Raw genomic sequence first — 25,958 nt, forward strand, 5'->3', positions numbered from 1 at the left:
TTCAATTCTTTTCCATTACGTTTTTAATAAAATATTCAGGATAAAAAACTTTAATGCCGGTTTCTATATTATCAATAGCTATATTGATAGTAATAACAACGCCGTTATTATTTAACCCTCCATTTAAAGAGGATGCTTCTAAAAATGAATTAATGATAACACTTTTGTTTTGGGTATTTTGAAATATAAGGCGAAATGTCTCGTCAAACTTTTTTATAAGCATTGCTTCTTCAATTTCAGTTATCCTGTCAATTTTACCAACAACCTTCGCCTTTCCGCCAAATAGTTTGTCCAAAATCATTGAATAAAATACAGCGTCAATATCAAGGAAAACATTATATTCCTTGCCCTGAATATCAAATATTTCCTCTAACAGAAACTTAAAATTCTTATTTTCCCCTATGAATTCCTCATATTTACATTGATGACATTTTGTTACGCTTACTATTGATTTAACAGCAAACATTGTTGACAGAATAGATGTAAATGTTCTTATGAATACTTCGTGCAATCTTATAAAAAGAGTCTGCTGTTTTTCGGACAAAATATCATGACCCTCAAAGTCCCACCGTTTAATTGTCTTCATTATTTCAAATCATCCTTATAGATTGATAATAATTCCATATAGAGTTTTTCATATTGTTTAACGGAAAATGTAAGATCTTTAAAAATATTTAAATCAAATTTGTTTGATTTAAAAGCTTCTGCATAAATATTTGGAGTACGCATCTTGGCAGGGATAAATTCCAAAGCAATTGATGAATTTTGTACTGCCATGAGACATAATTCGCTAGTTCGCAATTGCTTAGGTACATAATTTAAAGTATATCCTTCTCTGCTTACTGCGGAGAAATGTAAATCAAAAGCTTCTGGTCCATCTGATTTAAATTGCTCAGGAATAAATTCTAATGCATATGGATTCTGCTCTAGTGCAATTTTACATAATTCAATAGTTCTTTGATCTTCGTTAATATATTGTAGATTAGTTCCTTCACGCATAATTGCATCAATAATAATTTCGGTATTTAAATAATGAGAAGGAATCCACTTTAATGCATAAGGATTATTTTGCAGTGCCCGAAGACATAATTCTTTATTAACTAAATTTTTGGGAACAAATTGAAGTGCGACACCCTCTTCAGAGACAGCGGAATAACAAAGATTAAAGTCCATAAACTCTTCATTTACATACTCTAAAACTTTCCCATTTTGTTGTACCGCTTTAAGACATAGATCATATGTTTTATCTTCAGGCGTTAAAACTTCAAGAACAAATGCATTAGTTTGTACCATATCAATTAACAAATTAGGTATATTATAATGCTCACGGAGGTAATCAGTTATTTCTTGTGAAATACCCACCATATAATAACATTTCTGTAGAGCTTTTAAGCACAATTCAAAACTCTTAAATTCATCGGGAATTTGTCTAAAAACCAGTCCGGCAGTCCAATCTTGAATGGCCGCAAAACACAGTTCTTGAGTTAAATATGCTTTATTGACAAATCCAAAAGCATTGAAATCGTTTTGTACAGCAGCAAGACAAAGTTTTGCATCCTGAAAAGAAACCGGAACATCGGCTAATGCATAGCCATTTTGTTTAACAGCAGATAAACACATCTCCTTATTAATATAATTACCGGGTACATACTTTAATGCTAAACCATCATTTTTAACTAAATTCACGTAAAGGTCTTTTGTCCTATACTCATCAGGAATGTTTTTTAAATTGCCTCTGTCTATTTTAATAGCCATCATGCAGAATGTTCTGGTTTTTATCTCATTAGGGATATAACTCAAAACATTTCCTTCCCATTTTCCTGCAAGAACTGCAGCAAAACACAGTCCTAAGCTTTTGAAATGTTCGGGTATATATTTTAAACTATCAGGGCTTTGATTAACGGTTTTCAAACAGAAATTTGGAGTTAAGTATTTTTCTGGTACATATTTAAGTACATTTTTGTCCAATGACGAATTTTTTATTGCTTTAAGACATACTTTTTTTGTTCTTAATTCTTCCGGAATTTCCTGCAATCCCATGCTGAATTTACTTACTGCCGCAAGTGCAAATTCCTCTGTCTTAAATTCACGTGGTAAATATTTAAAAACGTTGAAATGATTCTTTACCGCAAGAAGGCAAAAACTCTTTGTGAGATATTTTTTTGGTACATCTTGAATCATTAGTCCATTTTTCTTTATGACATCATAACACATTTTTTTTGTTTTAAGATTATCCTTAATATAAGAAAATGCCATGCCATATTTCTCATGTTTAATTGCCTCAAGAGCAAGTTTAGCAGTTTGATATTCTAAGGGCACAAATTTTATAGCACATCCTGTTTCTCGTACAGCATCAAAATACATCTCTTCATTTTGATATTTTAACGGAATATATTGTAATGCATTACCATTAAGTTTAACCGCATCATGATAAAAATCAAAGGTTTTAAATTCCTCCGGAATTTGTTTAATAACATCAGCACATTGATCATTTTTAATTGCATCAAGATACAATTGCCTGGTTCTGAACTGTTCGGGAATCAAATTAATATCAATATCAATAGGGTAATTAACTGCTAAAATACATAATTCTGAATCTATAAAATTGGCGGGTATATGCTTTAATGCTTCACATCCATTCCTTTCCACAGCTACTTTATAAAGTTTTTTAATAAACACTTTATCATTTAAAAATTTATTGGGTACATACTTCAAAGAAGGTGGATCGATATCAACAGCTTCAAAACACATTTCTTTTGATATATATTCTTCAGGGACTGAACTTAAAAGCGGAGGTATATCTTTATCAAAGTAACCCCAATTTCTTTGTTTAGATTTGAATACTAACCCGCACAATTGTTTTGTTTTAAGTTTCTGAGGTACATAGTTAATGGCAAAAGCATTATTTTTAACAGCATTTATACATAAGTCTTTATCTTTTAATTTTTCAGGGACATAACGTAGGGCATAACCATCGGAAAATACCGCTAATTTACAAATTTCAATCCCTTGTGATCCTTCTGATTTTACAGATTCCGGAACAAATTGCAATGTTTTACCGTAATCTTTTACAGCCATCATACATAATTTAATACCAGGTACCCCACAGCATTTAATTTGATCAGGTACAAATTCAAGTGCACGAGGATTTTCACGTACTGCATAAAAACAAGGCAATTCTGATTTTTTTTCAGATTCAATATATCGCAGAACTAACCCATTGCGTTTAACAAGCTTCAAACATAATTCTGATGTCTTAAGTTCCGATGGCATAAAAAAAAGCAGCAGAGGATTTCTGAACAACGCTTCCTCCCAAAAGAGAGCATCTTTCAAAAGAGCAGTTTTAGCTTTTTCATTAGCTTCCTGCTGTCCTTCAGATTCAACTTCTTTCTCATTTGAGAAAGTCTTGATTAAAACAGAATGATAGCGAGGATTGCTATCTGTATCGTAAACCATGCATTCCGGATCCAGGTAATTGTTAATTTCACCTTGTTCGATAAAAAATTGATTGCCAAGAGAACGAGCCGCCCAAAATGTACCATCTTCAAATTCAAAATATTCATTCATATTAAATTACCTCTTTATTTCCAATAATCCTCATAATCCGATCCGCTCCATCCACCATATAACAAATCGCCCTTTTTCACATTAGTACCGTCAACTAAATTGATAATACAATTAGCAGGCGAATACTGTATTAAATTCCCAATCAGTGTTGGTTTAGGTGTTAATTCTTCCAGAAGAATATCATTCCAGATATTCCTGGTATTTCCATATTCAATAAAGTTTTTTTTATTCCTTGTAAGGACATTTTCCTTAAATACTTCTTTATAGAACCCTTCAATACCTTGGATTGTCTGAACTCTGCAAAGATGCTGGATTTCATTTTTTGGAGTGCCATCGGAAATAATTAAAGTCGGTAAGAAATAGGCGCCGCATTCATGGCAGCAAATCCTTGTATCCTGACGGTATTGTTCCGCCAAATTCTTGAATTGCGGATCTGGTTTTGGATGCGCATAATAATCTGTTAAATCCTGCATACTATAAACGGCATTACATTTTGGGCAATAGGAATAGTTGATAAGTTTAATTTTAGTTCCGGGAATTTTTCTGTTTCCCATTCCCTGTTCTTTATTTTTTTGTTCAATATCGGCAAGAATTTTTTCCCCGTTTTTATTATCATAAAAGCTGATGGTTGTTATGTCATGATTAAATAAGCCGTAGGTTTTTTCAGGCGTTTTTCTGTCCATTAAGTATTGTGAAAGATCATCCAAATTTTCAATGTTTACAAAACCATTACCGGTTGTGATGGCTAGACGGTCTGGGTCGATAGGTTCGGGGTTTATGGCAACCAACAATTGATCAATTTCTTCCTGGCTTAAAATTTCTTTCATTTATCACCCCAATATCTTAATATTCATTTTATTATTCTTATCTCCTTTACCGCCCTTAAATCCCAAATACAGCCGCCCTCACAATTCCAACCATTATACCACATACTGCTTAACCGCCTTTCTTCAAAATACTTTGTGATGATAATGCCCTGATAATCTTTAATTACCATAGACCATTTTATCGGTTGAAAACTGTTTTCTGTTTCATCGCTTGCAATTTTACGATATCTCTTTTCAAATTCGTTAAAATCATTATCATTATTAATAGAGAGTATGTTGGCATTTTCTTTTAATTCAATTTTAAATTGTCTTTTCAATTTTTCAGGATGGAAGTCATTATCTATACACCATTTTTTCCAGCCATCAGCATTTTCCATAGAAAACCATAACCCACTAGGTTTTGCTATAACAAAATCCTGCATTTTAATAGACTGTGAGTAAATTCGATTTAAATCAAGTTCAAAAGTACCGCAAAATGTATAATGTATCAAAACTATTTTATTTTCTTTGCAGATACTCGTATTTGATTGAATCCGTATAAAACGATTCTTTGGCTTGCTCAATAAAAGCTCCATGGTTTCAAAGTCCCCGCGGTTGATGTTTTTCATTATTTCCAATAGTCCTTATAATCCAAACCACCCCATCCACCGTATAGGAAATCTCCATTTTTGATATTGGTACCCTCAACCAAATTAATAATACAGTTGGCAGGGGAATACTGTATCAAATTCCCAATAAGCGTTGGCTTTGGCGTCAATTCTTTGAGAAGAATATCACTCCAGATATTTCTGGTGTTTTTATACTGTACGATGTTTCTCCGGCTTTTGGAAAGAACAGGTTTCTTAAATACCGTTTTATAGAACACCTCAATGCCATGAATAGTTTGAACCCGGCAAAGATGTTGGATTTCATTCTTTGGGGTACCGTCAGAAATAATCAGGGTCGGTAAAAAATAGGTACTACACTCATGGCAGCAAACCCGTGTATCCTGCCGGCATTGTTCCTTAATATTCTTAAATTGTGGGTCTTCTTTGGGATTGGCATAGTATGTCATTAAGTCTGACATACTATAAATGGTATTACATTTGGGGCAATAGGAATAATTGATAAGTTTGATTTTAGTACCGGGAATTTTTCTGTTTCCCATGCCCTGCTCTTCATTTTTTTGCTCAATATCGGCAAGTATTTTTTCGCTGTTTTTATTATCAAAAAACTTGAGGGTTGTTACATCATGAGTATACAGACCATAAGCATCCTCAGGCGGTTTTCTGTTCGTTAAGTATTGTGAAAGATCCTCCATATTTTCAATATTTGAGAACATAGGCTCGGGATTTATGGCGGTCAATAATTGAGCAATTTCATCCTGGTTTAAAGTTCCGGAACCGGCTGTTGGAGAAACCCTGCGTAAGGGTATGTCTCGACGCTCTAAAATTTGGCTGAAGGCTGATTCGTCGTTTTCCATTTTTAGTCCTTATAAGGCGATTTTATAAAATAAAATTCATCTCTCAATTCGATATGGCCTGTTTTTGAAAAAAAAGAATAATTTTTTTTGACTTTTACTATACATATGTTTAGTAATAAGGGAAAAGTGAGAAACAACTAAAAACTAGCCTATAAGGGAAAGAAGCATTTTTTATGGCAAAAGCATATTTATTTAAAGACTTGCGCCAAAAGATTCGTGGGTTATTTGGGCCGGAAGCTCCTCATGCCCCTTTTTTGTTCAGGTAGCGCCGCAGTTTTTCTAAAAGTACCGCATAATCCAGGGGCTTTCCCAAATGGTCGTTCATGCCGGCCTCTATACACTTTTCTATATCCTCGCGGAATACATTTGCGGTCATCGCCACAATAGGCACAGTTGCGGCCGCGATAGGGAGAGCGCGTATACGGCGGGTAGCTTCAAACCCGTCCATTTTGGGCATCTGCACATCCATCAGTATCATGTTGTATTTTTCCGGATTGCTTTGAAACATCTCCACCGCTTTTTCCCCGTTCTCTGCAAAGTCTATGGCCAAAAGGGTCGGTTCCAAAAGGGCCGCCACGATTTCCCGGTTGATTTCCACATCTTCGGCAATAAGTACCGTAAAACCTTCAAGGGCGCCGGCATTGTCCATCTGCATATCCAGCGTGCCATGTTCATCCTCTGCAAGGGCATCCCCGCGCTCAAGCAGCACTATGAACGAAAATTCAGAACCATGTCCCAGCTCGGCTTCCACACTGATATCCCCGCCCATCATTTCAACAATGTTTTTTGAAATGACCAGTCCAAGGCCGGTGCCGCCGTATTTGCGGGAGGTGTCACTTTCGGCCTGCTGGAAAGCATGAAACAGCCGGTCTTTTTGCTCAGCGCTGATGCCAATCCCCTCGTCTTTCACGCTCACCCGGATGCGGCAACTGCCATTTTCCTCTCCAAGCAAACGCGCTTCAAGGTAAATGCCACCCCCAGAGGGAGTGAATTTAACTGCGTTCCCCAAAAGGTTTGTCAGGACCTGGGAAAGGCGCTGATCATCCCCGCGCAAATTGCGGGGTATGGCTTCGTCAATATGAACGGTCAAAACCTGTTTTTTTTCAGCAACCCGAAAATTGATCATAGAGGCAATATTCCGAATCATCTTTTCAAAATCAAAATCCACACAGGCAAGTTCGAGTTTGCCCGCCTCGATCTTTGACATATCAAGTATGTCGTTGACCACCCCAAGAAGATGCCGGGAGGCGCCCTCAATTTTATTGAGGCAATCATCCTTCCGGGACAAATCCGCAGAAGCCTTCGCGATGCTTGTCATGCCGATGATGGCGCCTATGGGCGTCCTGATTTCATGGCTCATGTTCGAAAGAAATTGGCTCTTCGCAATATTCGCCTGTTCTTTCGCAACAAACGCGTCGTTAATCGGCTTCGCAATTTTACGGGAAAGAAACCTGGATACAAATATTGCAACAAGGATAACAAGCAAAAGCAGGGCTGCCCAAATCACGGTAATAATCCTGATAGTTGAATCAACATTATCCGCGATGGATTTCGCCATTCGCAATACTTCTCCGCTGGTATTATTCGCCAGGCCGGCAATGTCCTGCACCCGGAGTATGTAGGCAAGGGTCCAGCCGGTCAGCTCTATGGGGGCCCACATGATGTATGAATCAACCGGCTCACCATCCCTGCGCGGGGAGCTTCGCTGCAAGTTGCGCGGGGAGCTTCGCACCACGGCGCGTACCGTGCCAAAGGGTTCCGCCCGTATTTCTGCGATAAGGCTTTCCGCATCGTCCCCAAGAAAATCAGAAACCTCATATTCTTCCATATCGCCAAGGCCCGGGGCGGAAATGATTTTTGTATCGTCCTCTGTACTTTTCAGTAAAACGGCATAACCGTTTTCGCCTACCACGGTGGACTGTATATTTTTATCCAAATTTTCAATTTTGATATCCAGACCGGTTACACCCTTAAACGTACCATCCTTCCCATAAAAGGGAACCGAGATGGTAGTGGCAAGCCCGCGCCCCGCTGAATCCCGTTCGGCGTCGGAAATATAAAGGGCGCCTGAGTTTTTCGCGGCGGTGTACCAGTACCGCTCCCGCATGATAGGCAGCATATCGACGGGTATGTCCGCTTTGAACGCCGCATCTTTATCGTATTGAATATTTATCCCCGAGGCTGTGGTAATAAACATGGTGGAGATATCGGGGTTTTTTTCCATGATCAGGGAGAGCAGCCGCCCCGCATTGCCAAGCAGGTAGGTTTCCTCCAATAAACCCGCGCGCTCCAAATCGCTTGCGTCAAACCGGCGATCTTTTTGCATGGTGGGATCGAAAAACCAATGGATCTGAAGCTGCCCCGGCGGGATATCCCGGTAATTAGGGATCGGAACAGGCTTAAAGGCGTCCGGCTCCTGATACATTTTCTCTATGGAGTCTTTTATCAGGACAATATCCCCGGCTATGTCTTCCAGATCATCGTTGATAATCCGGGCATTCATCCGGACAAGGCTGGAGGTATCGTCAATCCCCTGATCCAGCAGAGAGACCATGATACTATCCGCCGCGATACGACCTATATCAAACTTGCCGTGCGACGTAGCGGCGCGGATGTTCACCAGTGCCACAATGACCAAAACGCCGCTGATAAGCAATGCCGCGACACAGGGCAAAAGTATGGCATACAGCAGCCTGTTTTGTAACGAATTGTTATTCACGCGCCTATTATCTCCCCAAAAGAAACCATCGCAGGACATTTTGAGAAAAAACCGGAAATTACAGCCAAAAATGAACAAAATAGTGAAAATTAAGCCTAGCACATACAAAGTAAGGCTGTAAAGTACTACGAAATTAGGGGCTTGAAAAACGCTAAAAGAATACCTCAGATCAAAAAACAAAAATTTCTGACAAATTTTCGGCTTTTGCTTATACTGTGTTACAGAAACAAGGAGATACAAAATGAACAAAGAAACCACCGGTGTACTCGATCATTGCAAAGAAATCATAAGCCATTCCGCCTATCATCCCCTGGATGCAGCTTTTTTTGCCGATGCGGCACAAGACCTTGCAGCGGTAGGCGATCTTTTCTCTATAACCCCAACCCAGGCGGCTCTTTTTACCCTGCTCCTGGATGAATGCGGTAATGGGGCCATCTCTATCAATACCATTGCGGATAAAATCAAATGCGGCAGAATACAGTTCCTTAAATACCTGGACGATTTTGAAGCCCTGGAACAAAAACACCTTATCCGGCCTGAAAAAGATTGGGAAGACTTTTCAAGCAAAAGAAGCGGCGGTTCCAGCTTTCCTTCATACAGTATTCCCCTGGATGTCATAAAAGCCCTCCGCGCAGAAAAGGAATACCGCTATGCCCCCTATAGCAGCCTTACGCCGGAAGAATTTTTTGAAACCGCCGGAGAACTTTTAGAATCCTTCAGGAATTCCACTATTACCAGGAATAGCCTGGAATCCGAATTAAAAATTCTGCTTAATTCAAACCAAAAAATAAACTTTGTAAAGGGTATAAAAACCCTGTCCATCAGGATAAATGCCACGGTATTACTGCTTTTTTTCTGCTGCTCATATATTGAGGATAAGGAAAATATTTCCTTCAAGACCTTGCAGTCTATTTTTAAACATTTAGGCCGCCGTATTCTGGCAACAAAATTCAGGAACCGCGATAATCAACTTTTTGAAACCGGACTTATCGAAAACGAATGTGACCGGGGTATGGCGGATACCGAATACTATAAACTTACCCCAAAGGCCAGGGAGGTCTTTCTCGCCGATATTAACCTGAAAGAAAAAAGCAAACAGAGCAGAAACCTTATCAAAGCAGAAACGCTAAAGCCCCGGGATCTGTTCTACAATGAAAAAACGGATCGCTGCATAAAGGAATTGGGATCTTTATTGCGGGAAGAAAACTTTGCCGCCATTAAACAGCGGTTTGCGGAAAAGAACCTCCGTTCGGGCTTTACCTGTATTTTCACCGGCGCCCCCGGTACCGGCAAGACAGAAACGGTCTACGCTCTGGCCAGAGAGACAGGCCGGGACATCATGCTGGTAGATATATCGGAAACAAAAAGTATGTGGTTTGGGGAAAGCGAAAAACGGATCAAGGAAATTTTCGACCGCTACCATGGCCTGATCAAAGGCCGAGGCCTTACTCCTATCCTCTTTTTTAACGAGGCCGACGCGGTATTAGGCAAACGCCAGGAATTAGGCGAAGTCCGCCGGGGCCCTGCCCAAACCGAAAACGCCATTCAGAACATCATCTTACAGGAGATGGAAGACCTCGCCGGGGGCATCCTCATTGCCACCACCAACATGGCAGACAACCTGGACAAGGCCTTTGAACGCCGCTTTCTCTACAAAATTGAATTTGAAAAACCCGACATCCGGGCAAAAACCGCCATCTGGAAAAGCAATCTCCCGGGCCTTACAGAAGTTCATGCGGAAACCCTGGCCCAGCGTTTTGATTTTTCAGGGGGCCAGATAGAAAATATCATCCGCAAGGAAACTGTGTCTTCCCTGCTCTCGGGCATTGAAGCAGACCCGGAACGGCTTATCCGGTTCTGCGAAGAGGAAGTGATGGTAAAGGACAAAACTAAGACCATAGGGTTTGAGGTGGGGTGAGCCAAAATGGGGTCCGGGGTATGCGCCCACTTGAAATTATACTAAAAAAAGCATATCCTTACACGGAGATAAAACTTTATGATAGAGCATGAAATTGTAAAAGCAGTTGTTTCTGAAATGAAAAATTGTTTCGGGAAAGACAACGAGCATTTTTCTAAAACCCGTGATATTTTCGCCACACGCATACAGAGTTACACTTTGGAAACGGGAAAGTATTTAGAAGCAGCTATAATTGGTGAAATCGGGAACAATACATTTGATCATAATTTTGTATTTGAAAATAATTATCCCCGGGGTGTATATTGTAATTTATTATATCGAGAAAAATACATTGTATTAGCAGATTATGGAAAAGGTGTAAAACAGTCGCTACTGCCTGTCCTGCCCTCAATTACATCAGATACAGAAGCTATAGAGATAGCATTTACAAAAAGAATTTCAGGGAGATCACCCGAAAATAGAGGAAATGGATTAAAATTCGTTTCTGAAAACATTCAACAAAATAACTGGCATTTATATTTTCAATCCGGTTCGGGCTGTTGTTCAATAGACAATACCGGATTAGCTATTTATGAAAATGAAATTCCGTTATTGGGTTGTTTGGTAATTATTATGTTTAATGGAGGAAAATAAAATGCTTGTAAAAATAAATAACTTTGGAGATATTCTCATTTCCCGACCGGCAGGAAAGGAAGCATTTTTAATGGCAAAAGCATATGTGTTTAAGGAACTTGCCCTAAAGGATGATATTATTCTTGATTTTAACGAAATAAAAGTATTAACCCCTTCATGGGTAGATGAATTTATTTCTGGTATTAAATCAGAATACAAAAATCCAATACAATATATAAATACAGAAAATCCCTCTGTAAAGGCTTCGTTAAAAACTGTTTTATCAGAGTGATAAAGGGACGCAGATTCAGTACGGAATTTCAAGGGAAATCAGGTCAAGAAAAAAATAGTTTTGACAATTTTTCGGGTTTTGCTTATACTGTATATGGCAGGTTGAAGAGCTCCGGAATTGGCCGGGTCGGTGACTTCAACAGCGCAAACGGCGGGAAGGATTCGTCCTTCCCAAAAGGGAAGGCTTCTTTTTTGGGAAGCTTTCCCTTTTTTTGAATTACATTATCCCCTTCCAGCCGGGAATAACAGCGCCAAAATGCCGTAGGCGCCAGAAACCGACACAACTCGGCCCACGCTGCTCCTTCTATTGAAAAACTGCTGGCTTATTGCCGTGATGAAGTTTTGGTTATGGATACGGTTCAATGGATAGGATTTGCTGCGTAAAACAGAGCTTGAGAAGCGGGAAGACTATTTCCCATATTTTTATGGGAAATGGCCGCTATAAAAAAATTGCTTTAGCATTCCATGACAAACCAATCCGGTATATAATAGCAACATGAAAGAACAAAGAAAAAGTCTGCCCAGAGCGTCCCTTGCCCGGATTTATCACATTGACCGCGAAATTGCCTCCGGCAAATACCCCAACGCTGATAAACTGGCAAAAGGCTATGAAACAAGCAAGGCCACTATTCACCGGGATATTGACTATATGCGCAATTTTCTTGAAGCCCCGATTGAGTATAATGCTCGGCATCGTGGCTATTACTACACCGAAAAAACATTCAGGCTCCCTGCCCGCTATGCCGCCGCCGAAGACATGCTCGCCCTCGGCATGGCAAAATCACTTTTGAGGCTTTACCAGGATACGCCGCTTTATGATTCGGCTAAACGCCTTTTAGACGAGATCACTTTACCCCTTACTCAGGATGACACCGGAACACCCGGCAAAGCTCCCCCCGGACAGGCTGATAAATCCCCTTGGTATGAAAAACGTGTAGTGGTTCCCCCGGTTGCATCCGCGCCGGTCAAACCTGAATTGTGGCAGACCATCATCGACGGCATTCGGGAGAACCATCTCATCACCTTTGATTATCAGGGAATGGACGATAGGGACTACAAAACCCGGCTTGTAAGGCCATACCAGCTTCTTTTTCAGGACGGTATGTGGTATCTCTACGGTTATGCAGAAGAACGCAAGGCAGTCCGTACATTCTCACTGTCCCGAATGGAAAATGCCGCACTCACCAACGAAACATTTGAACTGTCCCCCAATTATGATTTTTTTTGCAACCATGACGGCAGCTATTTTGGCGTTTACCTGGGGAAAAAATATTACTTCAAAATATGGTTTTCCAACGATACAGCCCGGTACATTGAGGAACGGCAATGGGCTTCAAATCAGAAAATTAAAAAAGCGGAAAAGGGGGATGGAATCATCATTCATTTTACCAGCGCACAGTTCAAAAAAGTCCTGTGGTGGGTACTTTCCTATGGTTCCGGCGCTTTTCCACTTGAACCGCCCGAATTGGTGAAAGAATGGGAGCAGAATGTTGAGGGAATGCGGAAGCACCGAAATAAGGTGACCTAACCCCGATAATTTATTTTTGATCAATTTTTATCTTTTTTTCTGGTTTAGCACTCCATGACAAACCAACAGTGGTAAAGTGTATATACAAAGGGATGGGCAAAAAAGTTGCCCTCCCCTCTATATGCGGAGACCGTTCAGTCGAAGACCGGGGCTTATTCGCTAAAAACATCGACCTTATAGAAACAACTTTAGCCTTTAAGATTTCAATAATAAATGTAACTTAAAGGAGAGATCATGAATATAAATGAATCATTTCGTTTACGAAACCGTCTTAAGGACAGAATAAGAGACCTGAAAGAAAGGGTAGCTAGTGCCGAGTATGAAAAAACCGAAGGAGGGGAAGAACATACATGGCGCCTGGATGGGAAAACGCTCAAGGAAACTATTGAGCTTACGGATACTCTCATGGATTTACTATGTACCTTAAATGAGGCCATTGAAAATGCCAATACGGAAAATCGGCTTGACCTTGTTCGTATGGAAGCGCTCAAACAAAAACTTGCTTTTTATTCAGGCATTGTTCTGAAATGCAGGGAAGGTAAGAGGTTTGAGTATGAATATCCGGAAGGGTACGGCAGTGAAAAAATGACAAAAATTACCAAGGTTCTTGTTCTTGACCAGCCAAGTATGGTTGAGAAGTATAATGCGCTGAAAAATGAAAGCGTACAAATTGAGGTAAAACTTTCGAAGCATAATGCAAAGATTAACGTCGAGTTTGACGCCTCAAAGATCGAAGAGGCTTTAACATAGGGTTTTTAGGGGGTGCGAAATTCCATAGCGCTGAATTGAAGGAAGTGGTACAAATACTGAACCTGCCTGGAATGTTAATTCCAGGGGATTTCTATCCTGTTTTCTGTGAGAAATATAAACAACCATCGAGAGTGGTAAAATTGTCTGGAGAACAGGAAAGAACAAAAAAATCAGATAATTATTACACTTAAAACTTAGTATGGTTTGTATCATGCGCCAATCCGAGAGGATTGTGTCTTTCATATTCAACTATGGATATCCACCCCCTTTTAATAATGAGGGTGTTATGTGAAACTGCGTTTCACTTCGATTGAATAGCGCGGCAGCCGCCGCGCTAAAAGGGAGTTATGCGTATAAATATAGCGTTGCCTTTGTTGCGTCCTTTTAAGGACGAACTTGACAAAAAGACTGGGCCATTGAGAAAAACGTTGTCCAAGTCTTCGCCGCACTACAGGTGGCTGGACAGAGAGGAATGGCGGGTTACATTGGGGTATTTTGGAAAAGTAGGCGATCCTATTGATGTTGAGCATGTGTGTATGGCAATTGAACAAGAGGTGCTTGGGTTTGGCCTTATCGTAGGTGTTACGGGAAGATTTGAAACTTTTCCAAAAGATCAAAGTTATTATGGAAACAGAAATACCGTGGGGCTAACCTTTGAAAAGGGAGGCGATAGAATAGCAGAACTTTCAGGCAGAATTGCCGACAAAATGAACGGTTTGATATCAAATAAATATACCCAATTCAAGAGTCCCTATATTACTTTGGTGCGCAAAGATCGCCGTAGAAGGCCAACTTTGCCTAATGGCCGGATAAAGAAATTGGAATTAGAGCCTCTTGAGTGTAGATTTAATAAGGTTGTTATTTATATTTCTGATAAACGGATTTCTGAGGGTGTGTATGTACTGCAAAGATCGGCAAGGCTGATATGAAATACAATAAAGAGGCTTTAAATTCCTGGGAGTTATAAAGATCCTCCTCTGGTTTTGTCCAAAAAAATTGATGCTGCTCGGCTTATATACCAAAAATCTAGAAAACCAAGGAAAACTCTGGCTTTAGAGTGTTCAGATAGTACCAAAAAATCGCTTGTTGACCTTTTTACCCTATAAAGATACAATCATAGAAAGTGAATTTTGCGGGCGAGAATCGAGATGCCGTTATCGCATCAGGCTCCCAAAATCCGACTAATTGTTGATGAAGTTTGTGGCTAGCGTAGGCTGTAACCTGTTAATAAGGGAGGAAAGAGAAACTGAAAGATGTTTTATGCAAAAATTTCTGTAGGTAAAGATAAATATGAAATAATCACTCCTGAAGAGGCGATTCGCCATGAAATTTATTATTGTTTAGAATGCGATCGTCCGTCATCTTTTGTTCATCCGAAAGATATGAGATCCCATTTCCGCCACCTAGAAGCAAATCCAGATTGTTCACTTAGTAACGCAGATAAAAACAGCCTTGATTTAGATAAATGGTTTTATTGTCTTTATGAAAATGAAGGTGTAGATTATAAAAAAAGATGGGCTGCATCAATTGAAAAATTATTGAATAATGGTCATATTAAGTGGCTAAAGGGCCAAGTACGTGTCGTTAAGCCAATTCTCTATTATATTAATATAAATAGAGAAAATAATACTTTGTCACCTGATAAGTTATTTTTATTATTGGGTATATTACGAACCATTAAAGATGATGATGCTCATGCAGCATTTCTTTCAAATATTCAAATTGTTCGTAATGATAAAGAATTATTGATATCATTAATAAAAAATAATGCGGATCTACTAAGTGATATACCAGATAATTTTAAAAGCATAGAAGAATTTTATAAGCTAAAATTGGAAGCAGACGGTTATATAATTAATGATGGGCTATTAACCAAGTATACTGGGAGTAGTGAGGTCGTAACAGTACCAGATGGCGTTACCAGTATCGGGCAGGGGGCATTTTCCTTATATTCGAAGCCACCCCCGAAGCCACCACCCCCGAAACGTTTCGTTATTGTTATTGAGGCGATTTTGAAATCGCAACCACTAAAAAACAGAAGAGGATTTTCCGTGCAGCCAAGCATAACATCCATAACTCTCCCGGTAAGTATTACTAGTATTGAGGATAGGGCGTTTGCCGGGTGTAGAAAACTAGCCGCCATTAACATCCCCGAAGGAGTTGCCAATATTGGAAATAATGCATTTTACCACTGTTGGAGCCTATCCACTATAACTCTCCCAAAGGGCATCCTTAGTATTGGCGAGGGGGTATTTGCTTATTGTACGAAACTAGCCGCCATTAACATCCCGGAAGGAGTTACTAATATTGGAAATTATGCATTTTACCACTGTACGAGCCTATCCACTATAACTCTCCCAAAGGGTATCATTGGTATCGGGGAAAATGCATTTGTCGGATGTAGAAACCTCTCTACCATTACCCTACCGGAAGGCATCCTTAGTATTGGCGAGGGGGCATTTGCTTATTGTGGGGAACTAGCCGCCATTAACATCCCGGAAGGAGTTACTAATATTGGAAATTATGCATTTTACCACTGCACGAGCCTATCCACTATAACTCTCCCAAAGGGTATCATTGGCATCGGGGAAAATGCATTTGACGGGTGTATGAAACTAGCCGCCATTAACATCCCGGAAGGCATCATCAGTATTGAGGAGAAGGCTTTTGCTGATTGTGGAAGCCTTGTTACTATTTTTCTCCCAGACAGCATTACAAATATTGGAAGTAGTGCCTTTTTTAGATGCAATAACCTCATGGAAATTAGTATACCAAAGGGCGTAAAAATTGAACTAACTGCTTTTTATGGTTGCCCTGGTAAGATAACAGTCAGGGAATAGTAAGAATAATGTGATTTTCTATCTTTTGGAGGTATAAAAATGGACAGGATAGTTCTTTATGAAAACGATATAAGCAATATTCTTTTTAGTACAAAATATGATAATGAGCTGGAGATACAAGAATTAGTTAAAAACCAGCCAGGTATTATTGAGCTTAGTTCTATTTTTGATTCGCCTTTATTAATAATTGGGCGTGAAACTCACAGAATAGATGTATTGGGAATTACTTTGTCTGGAATACCAGTAATTGTTGAATGCAAGAGAAAAGATAACCCTGATATGAGATATTTGATTGCTCAAATATTTGAATACGGATCAGCTCTTCAAAACAAAAATTTTGATGATTTGGATACTTATGCACGCAATTATTTTAACAGTGAAAGATGTAAAGAAACCAAATATAAAAATAAATCTCTATTGGAGGCATTATCAATTTTAAAAAATGAAAATTCAGATTATGATGATATCTCTAATGAAAATATCCAGGAAACGATATATAATAACCTCAAAGAAGGAAATTTTTACCTCTTGGCGGTAGCCGATGAAATTGATGATATCACAAAAGGCACGATTGAATTTATGAATTCAAAATTAGGCGGCTTATATATTGAAATGGTAGAAATAAAAAAATATAAAGCTAATGCAACGATTGTATTTGTCCCACAACATACCAATCCAACAAGTACTATTCATACCAATTCCTCAAAAAAACGAGTATCCAGTGGTATAGGAAAAACAACTGTCGAAGAAATGAAATCCAGAGGCACAACACAACAGAATGAGCATATTACTCAAATCATAAATATTTGGGAAAATTATGACGATTGTTCAATAGTGATGGGTACAAGCGGTCTAAGTATGCGATATAAAGATATAGCTATTTTTTGGTTGTTTGTTGATTCTTTGAGAATTGCAAATCCATTAAAATCCCAGCTAAAAACAAAAAAAATGCCAGAAAAACTTTATGATGATATTCTGTCAGTCTTTAAAAGAAAGTTTACAGAGAAATCGGTATATATTGATAATATTATCATCGAAGATTTTAAATGTGTAAGCGAAGCTATTTATAAATTGTTAAACGGAGTAAAGGTAAAAGAATCTTAATGTTTTTTGGTTACCAAAAACATTGATCTAATCTAACGGGCGAGGTATATCTACCCCCGCAATCTTATGTTTAGGAGATTCAGAATGATGACCCATGCGTTTCAGCGCTCAAACAGTGCCAAAATCCCAAGTGCTTCGCGCTGATTCCGAAAGGAGGCAAAAATAGCCGCCGGCTGTTATAACTACCATCCCCCACTGGGCAGTTTCATTTCTTCCGTATTATAGGAAACCTTAGACGAAGGGGGCTGCTTAATGGCAGCCTTCTGTTTAAAATATCACTTTTTTATCTGATTTAGCACTCTATGACAAACCAGCCTGATATACTAAAGATATAAACTTATGGAGGCAATCATGGCAACACAGGAACTGAAAGATGCGAATGGCCGCTTAATCGGCACCATACGGAATGGATCTAACGGGGGGCTTGAAATCTTCGATGAAAGCGGCTGGCTTAAAGGAACCTATGACCCGCAATCTGACCAAACGAAAGACAGCTCCGAGCGGCTGGTTGGAACGGGGAACTTGCTAACCACCTTGCTTTAAGGCTTAAAAATCGCAAAATATTTGTATTTTTTTTATCTGGCTTAGCACTCCATGACAAACCAACTGGGGTATATTGTATCAAATATCCGGTCTTGCCCCTGCTAACATGGCATCAGGCATTATAGATAGACCGGACTAAAATAAAGGATAGTTTTATGAAAATTATTAAGAAGGTACTGGTTGGGTTATTTGTTTTAGTATTAAAAGAACGATACTTATAAAGCCTTTCTTGATGGCGGTTTAAGGCATTGGAAATACAACTTTACATTTATTGGTGGAATACCAGATTAGACGTGAACTTCATGGGCTAATGATTAAAATGAATATGTTTCGCATAAGGAGGTAAGTAATGCGAAAAAAGTTTCTGGCAGGCATCTTATTTTTTTTGATTAGCGTATTCGTTTTTGCGGAGGGCCGCAGCTTTCTTTTGTTGATTTTTCAGGGACGACGCAACATAGTTGCTTCTAACTATCTTGTCGATCTTTCTCGTAAGCAAGAATACCTTGCCCGTTTTAAATTCAGAATTTCTGGCTTACTTACCGAGTGGGTAAAACTCCAGCCTAGTTATACCGGAGGGACCATAACCGTTAAAGAGTATATAGGCAACGGGGCTGATTTTTATTACCGGGTCTATGTCGATAACATCGAGTATTATTACGTCGATCTTAGTTGGGAAAACAGTCCGACAATAACCAGTCGTATCGGTCCTTTCGAGGAGATTTTACCTCTTGTATTTGTCGATCAAGGTAAGACCTTCCTTGGAGTAGATGTAATCCGTTTTGCCATACCTGGTCAAATACCAATTCCTACGGATTATGAAGAGTTCTAAATAATGACTCCCCAGCATCAGATAATGGGAGGCATTTTTTATTGGCAAGAACGGGTTTCCAACCCTCCGGTATGCTATTTGTCAATATTTGGGGCGTTTCATTTTCCCCGCCTACCAACCGGAAATAGCAGCGCCGAGATGCCGGGGGTAGGCCATTTGATGGTTTCTCAACGATTGAAAAGGAAATACTTTTGCCCTGTGATCGACCAGGTAATTCTTGCCCTTTTGTTACTTAGGTGTTATAGTGTAGACAAGAGGTAAGCCATGACCATAGAGCAGACTGTTGAGATACCTGCCAGCCGCCGCATTTATATTGATTTGCCCTCTCAAATTCCTATCGGCACGGCCAGAATAGCGATAAACATACTGGAATGTCCTTGCGCCAATGAAATAGAAGCGTTCAGTGATGAAAATGAGGCGACCAAATTTACCACCCGCCTTGCGAAGAGAATGATGCATGAAGCGTGGTGAAATATGGACACTTAGGGACGAGGAATATGCCAGCAAGGCACGGCCGGTCATTATTGTTCAGTCCGATCCCGGGGAATTTTTTAATTCCGTCATTCTTTGTTTATTTACTACCTTTGAATCATCCCATATTCCGACAAGGGTTCATATAATTCCGGATAAAACAAACGGCTTACAGAAAGACAGTTTTGTCATGACGGAAAAGTTGATTACTATTGACAAAAAAGAACTTGGCGAAAAAATAGGCGTTTTAACTGATGAGCAAATGCGTCAAATTTCCCGCGGGCTTGCGAAGCTGCTTGAAATCCGTAAAGAGGATATTTCCGACTAAAGTCGGTCCGACTAAAGTCGGTCCGACTTCAGTCGGCGCTGCAAGCGGCCGTTCATTTTCCCCGCCTACCAACCGGGAATAGCTGCGCCGCCCTTTTCAGCAGTGCCGAGATGCCGTAGGCGCCAAAAACCGATACAAAGCGGTCCACGATATTAACCGGAAGGCGGGCCAAAATCTCCATGGCAGGCAGGCTGAGTCCCTGCCGCAGGAGCCCCACCTTGAAGTAGGTTTCCGGGTGTGCATCGGATATGGGGGACTGGAGGGCTTGGTCTATAAACACCGCAATCAGCCCGCCCAGCACACTCATGAGGATGCACATGAAGAGGGAGAGTATGGACAGCATGATGACCACGGACAAAAAAGAGGCGCCGGATGTCTGCGCGGGGAACTTCGTTGCAAGTAGCGGGGATTCCTCGACTTGCAACGGAGTTTCCCGCGCAGGCGCGGGGGCGCCGGAGAAAAGCCTGAGGCCGCTGCATTCCCGGGGGAAGTGGCGCATAAAAAATGCGGTGACCAGGGCGGAAGCGGCGCCGCAGATGGCGAACAGATAATACCCCCAGAAGGGATAAAAGCCTATGCCGTAAGCCGCCTGGGAAAGGACGGCGGTAAGAAGCCCCGCCGCAAGGCCTCCTGAAAAGGTAACGCTGATGGTTAATACCGTATCAAGGTACAGCCCCTGGCCGAGAAAATCCGCAAAGCGCCAGAGGCCGTAATTCCCCGCCGTCCCGGCTAAACAGAGAATCGCGGTGACCATCACTCCGCCAAGGATCGTTCTTTTCATTGCAAATAGTATACCACCCCTTTTTTATTTGTGATACACTTTTATCATGTTCACGCTGAAACACCCGCGACGCCTCCCTTGCAAGCTTCCGGCTTTTTTCCTTCTGGTTTTTTCCCCGACCCTCTGCGCCGCTGCCGTACCACGGGAACAGGCTTCCGCTGGGATCATTCCCTTGATCGAGCAGTGGATGGATGTGGAACGGGCCTTTTACTCAGGCGACACCGCTCTCCCTTCGATATTTGCCGCCTTTCGGGAAAATATGGAAAACTATATGGACTCTCCCCTTTTCCGCCAGTATGCAGGGCTGCCTTCCGGGGATCAGAAGGAAACCATGGGCTCCCTTATCACGGCCTTTGCCGAAGCTACTGCGGCAGGACGGCAGGTGGACGCGGAGGCCGCCGCGAAAGGCATAAGCGCCGCTCTGGTGTTGTGGCAATATTTTGAAAGCTCCGTATCCGATGCGGTTTTTGCCCGGACCTATTTTTTATTCGCCCTCTTTATGCTGATCATCGGCGCCCTGATACTTGCTCTCTGGCGCATACACCGGGACCTCCAGCATTCCCGCATACAGGAACAGGGGGCCGCCGCTTTTTCCCGGGCGGTGATCATTGCCCAGGAAACGGAACGGTCCCGGATTTCCGTGGAACTCCACGATACGGTTTTGCAGGATTTGGGGCGGCTGAAACAGCTTACCGAAGAATGCGGCGGGGAAAGGCGCGGGCCCCTGCTTGCCATGGAAGGGAACATTATGAAGACCCTCCGTTCTGTTTGCCAAACCATTATGCCCCCGGATTTCAGCCGCCTGGCCCTGGCGGATGCCCTCTATAGCATTACTGCGGAGTTTCGGGAGCGGACCGGGATTCCCTGCCGGGTGGGCATAAGCGAGGGGCTCACTATGGAAGGGCTCACTGCGGAGCTGCAGCTCCAGTGTTACCGCCTGGTTCAGGAGGCCTTCACCAATATTGAGAAACACGCCCATGCGGAAACAGCGTTCCTAACCCTGCAAAACGGGCGTTTGGGGGACCGGGCCAGCCTGCTTATCTGCGTAGCCGATGACGGCGTGGGCATGGAGGACACCGGCCATCCCCTGGACTATTCCCGCATGGGGATACGGGGAATGTATGAACGGATAGGAATACTAAAGGGAACCCTTTCCTTTAACGGCGATCCCGGGCACGGCCTTACGGTGCGGATAGAGATACCCCTGGGTGTTCCTTCTAAAAGCTCCCTTCTGTTACCTGCGGAGGAACCATGAATACCCTTGTCCTTATCGACGACCACACCATGATGCGCCGCGGCCTGGCCAGCTATTTTACTCAGACCGGCCGCTGGCAGGTACTGGGGGAAGCAGGATCCCAGGAAGAAGCGCTTGCCCTTTTTGAAACCCTCTCCCCAGGCCCCCTGCCCGGGATCATACTCCTGGACATCGATCTTCATGGTTCCTGGGGGCTCGATCTTATTCCCCGGCTCCGAAACTATTACGAACAAAAGCCCCCGGCGCTTATCTATTCTGTTTATGAGGACTACGCCCATGTAAAGGCCGCCATCCGCGCTGAAGCCGCAGGATATGTGTGCAAGTCCCAGGGGGAAGCGGAACTGGAAATGGCCATGGATGCGGTCCTGCAGGGCCGGATTTTCTTTGCCCCCCATCTGATCGTTAAGATGGACGCCGTCTCTGATATACTGCTCTGCCTCACCAAACGGGAGCGGCAGATCTTCGGCATGGTCCAGCGTTCATACAGCAACCGCCAAATCGCCGAGGAACTTGTGGTCTCTGTGCGTACCATTGAAAACAACCTGAGCATTATCTATGATAAGACCGGGGTTCCCGGCCGCAAGGAATTGGAAAAACTGTGACGAAGGGATTCTAAACAATGAAGGAATTCTTATGAAGGGCGAAAGAGCGAGGGTATCAACCAATTTTCACGAATTCCGCATGGGCAGCATTGCGCCTAAAACACTGTACCGGAGCAGCCATCCCATAACAGACGCGGATATAAAAGATGCAAAGGCAATCGCCAAATACGCCACGAAGGCGAAGATAGCTGCGGTGTTAAATCTTAACAACACAAAAGCTGAACTTAAAGCGTTAGCCGTTTTTGCCCCCTGGTATCACGATCTTTATAAAGCTGATTGCATAATAGCCCTGGATATGAATTTTGACTATTTAAGCTCCCGCTTTTGCACTAAATTTCGCCGGGGTATACAATTTATGCTGACCCAGAGCGGGCCGTATCTTGTTCATTGTTATGCCGGGGTAGACCGGACAGGGTTTGTGTGCGCTGTCCTGGGATCTCTAATGGGGGCAAAACTCCGGGAAATTGTGGCCGATTATGTGGCTTCCTATAATGACAGTACCATGACCAGGAATGAATATAAAGAATATTCACAGATTATCGTTGATCTGTTCCGTGAAATGAATGGCGGCGGAAAGATAAGCGATAAAAATCTGCAAAGTGTTGCGGAAGATTTTCTTTTACACAAGGTAAAATTGACCAGGAAAGAACTTGCGGGGCTGAAAATGATACTATCAATTAATAGAAAATAGTGGCAGTTAGCGTGATACCTTACGCACGTCTTATACGCATGAATTTTCCATGAAAGCTCACTCTGGACAAATTATTTCTTCATACTATGATATATGGGGGGTTAAATATTTAGCCATATACGTTTACAAAGCGGGGAATATTATGCCGGATGCCACTCAGATTAGGGATAAACTTAAATCATTATATACGGATCTTAGCTTAATGAAAAACGATCAAGACTTAGTATTGTATAAAAACTGTAAATGTAAAGATGATTGTTGGAAAGGTCATCCTGTAAATTCGAAAAATCCTGAAAATAACAAAATCACACTACCCTACATTGGAAAAAGCTATATAAAGAGTGGCCTTGTGTGCGTTGGTTTAAATCAGCATGATGATGGTGGTCTTGACAGCCATTACAATATTATAGGCGATAAAAAGGACGGTGTTATAAAAATATTAAAAGATGGAGGCAAAGTAGATAAAAATGGTTCGCTTCTTTGGCACAGAACAGCAGTGTATGCAAATATCATCCTCAAAAAAATTAAATGCAAGAATAATAATATTTTATCTGTCAATGATGAAGTATTGGAAGATGATAAAAAGGCGCTCTCGGGTATTTTTAATGACATTATTTATATGGAGGCAATAAAATGTTCTCCAAAGGTTGATAGATCAAAACCATTTCCAGCAATGAAATGGCAATGTATACCCAATATTTTTGTCGAAGAGCTCAAAATTATAAAACCGAAAATAATATTGCTTTTAAGTAAAGGGACATCCACGGTGTTAAGACAATGTCTAAAAAATGAGGTTGCAGAAGAAGAGAAATCAAAGCAGCGGCATATGTCAAGATATAAAATGGATTTTAACGGAAAAACAGTACAAGTATTTGCCGTCCCCCACCCCGCCCGGTATAATTCCAAAGATTTATACAGCGAATTAATAGATCTGGTAACCCATGCCTGATAAACCCACCCTGAAAAACACCGGCCGCCTCTGCTCCGTGTACTGCCCGCAGTGCAAAAGAGTAACCGACAAAATTTCATTTAACCTGCTGCGGGAAGCGGGAAAAGTATCGGTACAGTGCCCGGTCTGCGAAAATACAACCCTGCTGGAATATGACGGCAAACAGGCGGCGGTGTGGCATCGCAGCCAGGCCCTGGACGGGGTGATAGCGAAAGTGAAGGAAAGTAAACAATGAGTGACGATACAGAGAAGGTGTACAAAAACTATTTTGAATATGAAGATGGAACTTTTTGGTGCATAATGGGCTCCAATTGATCCATCTTTACTGAAACAGGTTTTATCAATACAAACGTCAGCCACTACAGCTAACCGAGGAAATCTGCCTTGCCGCCGTAATGTTTCTCGCCGTAAGCGGCGATGCTGTTCACCAATAAGGAATGTTAAATGTCAAGCGAAAAAACATATCAGGAATGGTTTGCCGAGGCGAGCCAGGATTCATTTGTACTGGCAAATATGCCCCCTTCGATGATAACACCGGAAATTTGCTTTGAGGCTTTAAAGTGTCCCAGCCCTTACAATGCATTAATGCGAACGCCCAAAAAATTATTAACCAGGGAATTCTGCCTTGCGGCCGCACAGAAAACAGGGGATACCCTGAATTATCTGAAACATATAAAAAAAATAGACCTCATGACACCGGAAATTTGTTTTGCCGCTGTTAATACCTACGGACGAGCATTGGAGCATGCGCCGGAAGCGCAAAAAACGCCGGAACTCTGTCTTGCCGCTGTTCAACAAGACCCTTATGCGCTTCGATATGTACCGGAGCAATTAAAAACAAAGGAACTCTGCCTGGTTGCTTTTCAAAAAAATCATAACACGCTCCAATATATGCCGGAAAATTTCATCACTCCGGAATTATGCCTTGCTGCGGTTAAAGGAAGCGGGTACTTGATTTTAAAAGAAATACCGGAAAAATTTAAAAATGAGGAACTTTGCAAAAGCGCCGTAGAGCGGGACGGTGTTTCCCTTGAGTATGTGCCCGAAAAATTAAAAACTGCGGAACTCTGCTTTGCTGCGGTACAGAAAAACGGCTATGCCCTTAAAAGCGTACCGGAAAAGTTTAAAACGCCGGAACTCTGCCTTACCGCAGTACAGAATAACAGCTCTGCTCTTAAAAGCGTACCGGAAAAATTAAAAACTGCGGAATTGTGTTTTATTGCGGTACTGAACGACAACGCTGCCTTTCAAGATGTGCCCCAGGCAATCAAAGCGCAGGTTCAACAGATGCTGAACGATACGCCGCCTGAAAAAGCCGCGCCCCAGGCGCCTCCCTCGGCAGCCGAAGAAAATGAGGCTCTTACAGACATCATTGATGAAATCAAAACGCTTATCAACGGAGGGAATCCCCCAACCTATCTCATTCCCTATTTACAGCCCTTTGCTGAAGAAGGGTATACGGAAATTCAGCAAATCCTGAACGCACTGAATTCTTCAAAAACAAAGACAAAGGCACCCGGCTCCGCTCTTTTTGATACCCTCGGCTGGGCGTATCAATTTGCAGATGATAGTAACAACGCTATTGTTGTTTTCACCGAAGCTATCAAAATTGATCCAAAAAATTCCGATTTGTATTATGGACGCGGCTTCGGATACGAATATAAAGAAGATTATGCCAACGCAATCGCGGATTACACACTAAGTTTAAAACTAAAGAGCGATAACGACGGTAGTTTATCTGGCCGCGGCAGATGTTATTACGAAACAGGTCAATTAAAAGAGGCCCTGGCGGATTTAACCAAGGCCTGTAAACTCGTTCCTGCGGATCAGTATTACAAAGAGCAATTGGAAATGGTAAAAGCCGCCCTTTAGGATAAGGGTAGACTGTTTG

The 25,958-nt window shown here is 41.6% G+C and carries 25 protein-coding genes; 18 read left to right on the forward strand and 7 right to left on the reverse strand.

Annotation, left to right across the window (positions count from 1 at the left end):
* Window position 1: 1 nt before the first annotated feature.
* The 6 genes from TREPR_RS10330 to TREPR_RS10355 all read right to left on the reverse strand — a co-directional run bounded on the left by TREPR_RS10330 (window position 2) and on the right by TREPR_RS10355 (window position 8,575).
* Entirely contained in the window at window positions 2-586 is a 585-nt protein-coding gene (locus TREPR_RS10330; RefSeq protein WP_015708258.1) for a hypothetical protein, read from the reverse strand.
* Complete coding sequence (locus TREPR_RS10335; protein WP_015708259.1) at window positions 586-3,567, reverse strand: DUF4116 domain-containing protein; 2,982 nt, start codon at window positions 3,565-3,567, stop codon at window positions 586-588. The genes TREPR_RS10330 and TREPR_RS10335 overlap by 1 nt, the downstream gene beginning before the upstream one ends.
* Before the next feature lie 14 nt (window positions 3,568-3,581).
* Window positions 3,582-4,394 (reverse strand): hypothetical protein, encoded by an 813-nt coding sequence (locus TREPR_RS10340; RefSeq protein ID WP_015708260.1) that lies wholly within the window; start codon window positions 4,392-4,394, stop codon window positions 3,582-3,584.
* A gap of 23 nt (window positions 4,395-4,417) precedes the next feature.
* Window positions 4,418-5,002: a hypothetical protein gene (locus TREPR_RS10345; RefSeq protein ID WP_041611137.1), complete on the reverse strand. Its 585-nt coding sequence runs from the start codon at window positions 5,000-5,002 to the stop codon at window positions 4,418-4,420.
* The gene (locus tag TREPR_RS10350; protein ID WP_015708262.1) at window positions 5,002-5,856 is read right to left on the reverse strand and encodes a hypothetical protein; all 855 of its coding nucleotides are present in this window, start codon (window positions 5,854-5,856) and stop codon (window positions 5,002-5,004) included. The genes TREPR_RS10345 and TREPR_RS10350 overlap by 1 nt, the downstream gene beginning before the upstream one ends.
* A 241-nt stretch (window positions 5,857-6,097) precedes the next feature.
* Window positions 6,098-8,575: a hybrid sensor histidine kinase/response regulator gene (locus tag TREPR_RS10355; protein ID WP_015708263.1), complete on the reverse strand. Its 2,478-nt coding sequence runs from the start codon at window positions 8,573-8,575 to the stop codon at window positions 6,098-6,100.
* A gap of 241 nt (window positions 8,576-8,816) precedes the next feature.
* On the opposite strand from TREPR_RS10355, the gene TREPR_RS10360 reads away from it, so the two are divergent.
* The 12 genes from TREPR_RS10360 (at window position 8,817) to TREPR_RS10420 (ending at window position 19,789) form a co-directional block, all read left to right on the forward strand.
* On the forward strand, window positions 8,817-10,493 hold the full coding sequence (locus tag TREPR_RS10360) for an ATP-binding protein (RefSeq protein WP_015708264.1): 1,677 nt from the start codon (window positions 8,817-8,819) through the stop codon (window positions 10,491-10,493).
* 78 nt (window positions 10,494-10,571) lie between these two features.
* Window positions 10,572-11,126 carry a hypothetical protein gene (locus TREPR_RS10365; RefSeq protein WP_015708265.1) on the forward strand — a complete coding sequence of 185 codons (555 nt, stop codon included), beginning with the start codon at window positions 10,572-10,574 and terminating at the stop codon, window positions 11,124-11,126.
* Window position 11,127: 1 nt separating this feature from the next.
* Complete coding sequence (locus TREPR_RS10370; protein ID WP_015708266.1) at window positions 11,128-11,397, forward strand: STAS-like domain-containing protein; 270 nt, start codon at window positions 11,128-11,130, stop codon at window positions 11,395-11,397.
* A gap of 495 nt (window positions 11,398-11,892) precedes the next feature.
* Window positions 11,893-12,924 (forward strand): helix-turn-helix transcriptional regulator, encoded by a 1,032-nt coding sequence (locus TREPR_RS10380; RefSeq protein ID WP_015708269.1) that lies wholly within the window; start codon window positions 11,893-11,895, stop codon window positions 12,922-12,924.
* Between the two features lie 234 nt (window positions 12,925-13,158).
* On the forward strand, window positions 13,159-13,674 hold the full coding sequence (locus TREPR_RS10385) for a hypothetical protein (protein ID WP_015708270.1): 516 nt from the start codon (window positions 13,159-13,161) through the stop codon (window positions 13,672-13,674).
* A gap of 347 nt (window positions 13,675-14,021) precedes the next feature.
* On the forward strand, window positions 14,022-14,603 hold the full coding sequence (locus TREPR_RS10390) for a 2'-5' RNA ligase family protein (RefSeq protein WP_041611139.1): 582 nt from the start codon (window positions 14,022-14,024) through the stop codon (window positions 14,601-14,603).
* 324 nt (window positions 14,604-14,927) lie between these two features.
* Window positions 14,928-16,514 (forward strand): leucine-rich repeat domain-containing protein, encoded by a 1,587-nt coding sequence (locus TREPR_RS17890; RefSeq protein WP_015708273.1) that lies wholly within the window; start codon window positions 14,928-14,930, stop codon window positions 16,512-16,514.
* Between the two features lie 39 nt (window positions 16,515-16,553).
* Window positions 16,554-17,618 carry a hypothetical protein gene (locus TREPR_RS10400; RefSeq protein WP_015708274.1) on the forward strand — a complete coding sequence of 355 codons (1,065 nt, stop codon included), beginning with the start codon at window positions 16,554-16,556 and terminating at the stop codon, window positions 17,616-17,618.
* 351 nt (window positions 17,619-17,969) lie between these two features.
* A complete protein-coding gene (locus TREPR_RS10405) occupies window positions 17,970-18,161 on the forward strand; it encodes a hypothetical protein (protein ID WP_015708275.1) in 192 nt (63 codons plus the stop codon).
* Window positions 18,162-18,510: 349 nt separating this feature from the next.
* A complete protein-coding gene (locus TREPR_RS10410; RefSeq protein WP_041611140.1) occupies window positions 18,511-18,990 on the forward strand; it encodes a hypothetical protein in 480 nt (159 codons plus the stop codon).
* A gap of 264 nt (window positions 18,991-19,254) precedes the next feature.
* On the forward strand, window positions 19,255-19,461 hold the full coding sequence (locus tag TREPR_RS10415) for a hypothetical protein (RefSeq protein WP_041611141.1): 207 nt from the start codon (window positions 19,255-19,257) through the stop codon (window positions 19,459-19,461).
* Entirely contained in the window at window positions 19,448-19,789 is a 342-nt protein-coding gene (locus TREPR_RS10420; RefSeq protein WP_015708276.1) for a type II toxin-antitoxin system PemK/MazF family toxin, read from the forward strand. The genes TREPR_RS10415 and TREPR_RS10420 overlap by 14 nt, the downstream gene beginning before the upstream one ends.
* A 52-nt stretch (window positions 19,790-19,841) precedes the next feature.
* Here the strand turns inward: TREPR_RS10420 and TREPR_RS10425 are convergent, their stop codons facing one another.
* Entirely contained in the window at window positions 19,842-20,570 is a 729-nt protein-coding gene (locus TREPR_RS10425) for a hypothetical protein (protein WP_041611142.1), read from the reverse strand.
* 46 nt (window positions 20,571-20,616) lie between these two features.
* Between TREPR_RS10425 and TREPR_RS10430 the strand changes: the two genes are divergently transcribed.
* The 6 genes from TREPR_RS10430 to TREPR_RS10455 all read left to right on the forward strand — a co-directional run bounded on the left by TREPR_RS10430 (window position 20,617) and on the right by TREPR_RS10455 (window position 25,939).
* Window positions 20,617-21,825 (forward strand): sensor histidine kinase, encoded by a 1,209-nt coding sequence (locus TREPR_RS10430; protein WP_015708278.1) that lies wholly within the window; start codon window positions 20,617-20,619, stop codon window positions 21,823-21,825.
* Complete coding sequence (locus TREPR_RS10435; RefSeq protein ID WP_015708279.1) at window positions 21,822-22,427, forward strand: response regulator transcription factor; 606 nt, start codon at window positions 21,822-21,824, stop codon at window positions 22,425-22,427. The genes TREPR_RS10430 and TREPR_RS10435 overlap by 4 nt, the downstream gene beginning before the upstream one ends.
* A gap of 31 nt (window positions 22,428-22,458) precedes the next feature.
* On the forward strand, window positions 22,459-23,118 hold the full coding sequence (locus TREPR_RS10440; protein WP_015708280.1) for a tyrosine-protein phosphatase: 660 nt from the start codon (window positions 22,459-22,461) through the stop codon (window positions 23,116-23,118).
* 142 nt (window positions 23,119-23,260) lie between these two features.
* Window positions 23,261-24,067 carry a uracil-DNA glycosylase family protein gene (locus TREPR_RS10445; protein ID WP_169313422.1) on the forward strand — a complete coding sequence of 269 codons (807 nt, stop codon included), beginning with the start codon at window positions 23,261-23,263 and terminating at the stop codon, window positions 24,065-24,067.
* Window positions 24,060-24,302 carry a hypothetical protein gene (locus tag TREPR_RS10450; RefSeq protein WP_041611143.1) on the forward strand — a complete coding sequence of 81 codons (243 nt, stop codon included), beginning with the start codon at window positions 24,060-24,062 and terminating at the stop codon, window positions 24,300-24,302. Before TREPR_RS10445 ends, TREPR_RS10450 begins: the two co-directional genes overlap by 8 nt.
* A 209-nt stretch (window positions 24,303-24,511) precedes the next feature.
* Window positions 24,512-25,939 (forward strand): DUF4116 domain-containing protein, encoded by a 1,428-nt coding sequence (locus tag TREPR_RS10455; protein ID WP_015708282.1) that lies wholly within the window; start codon window positions 24,512-24,514, stop codon window positions 25,937-25,939.
* The last annotated feature ends 19 nt before the right edge of the window (window positions 25,940-25,958 follow it).

Source organism: Treponema primitia ZAS-2 (assembly GCF_000214375.1).
GTDB lineage: Bacteria > Spirochaetota > Spirochaetia > Treponematales > Breznakiellaceae > Termitinema > Termitinema primitia.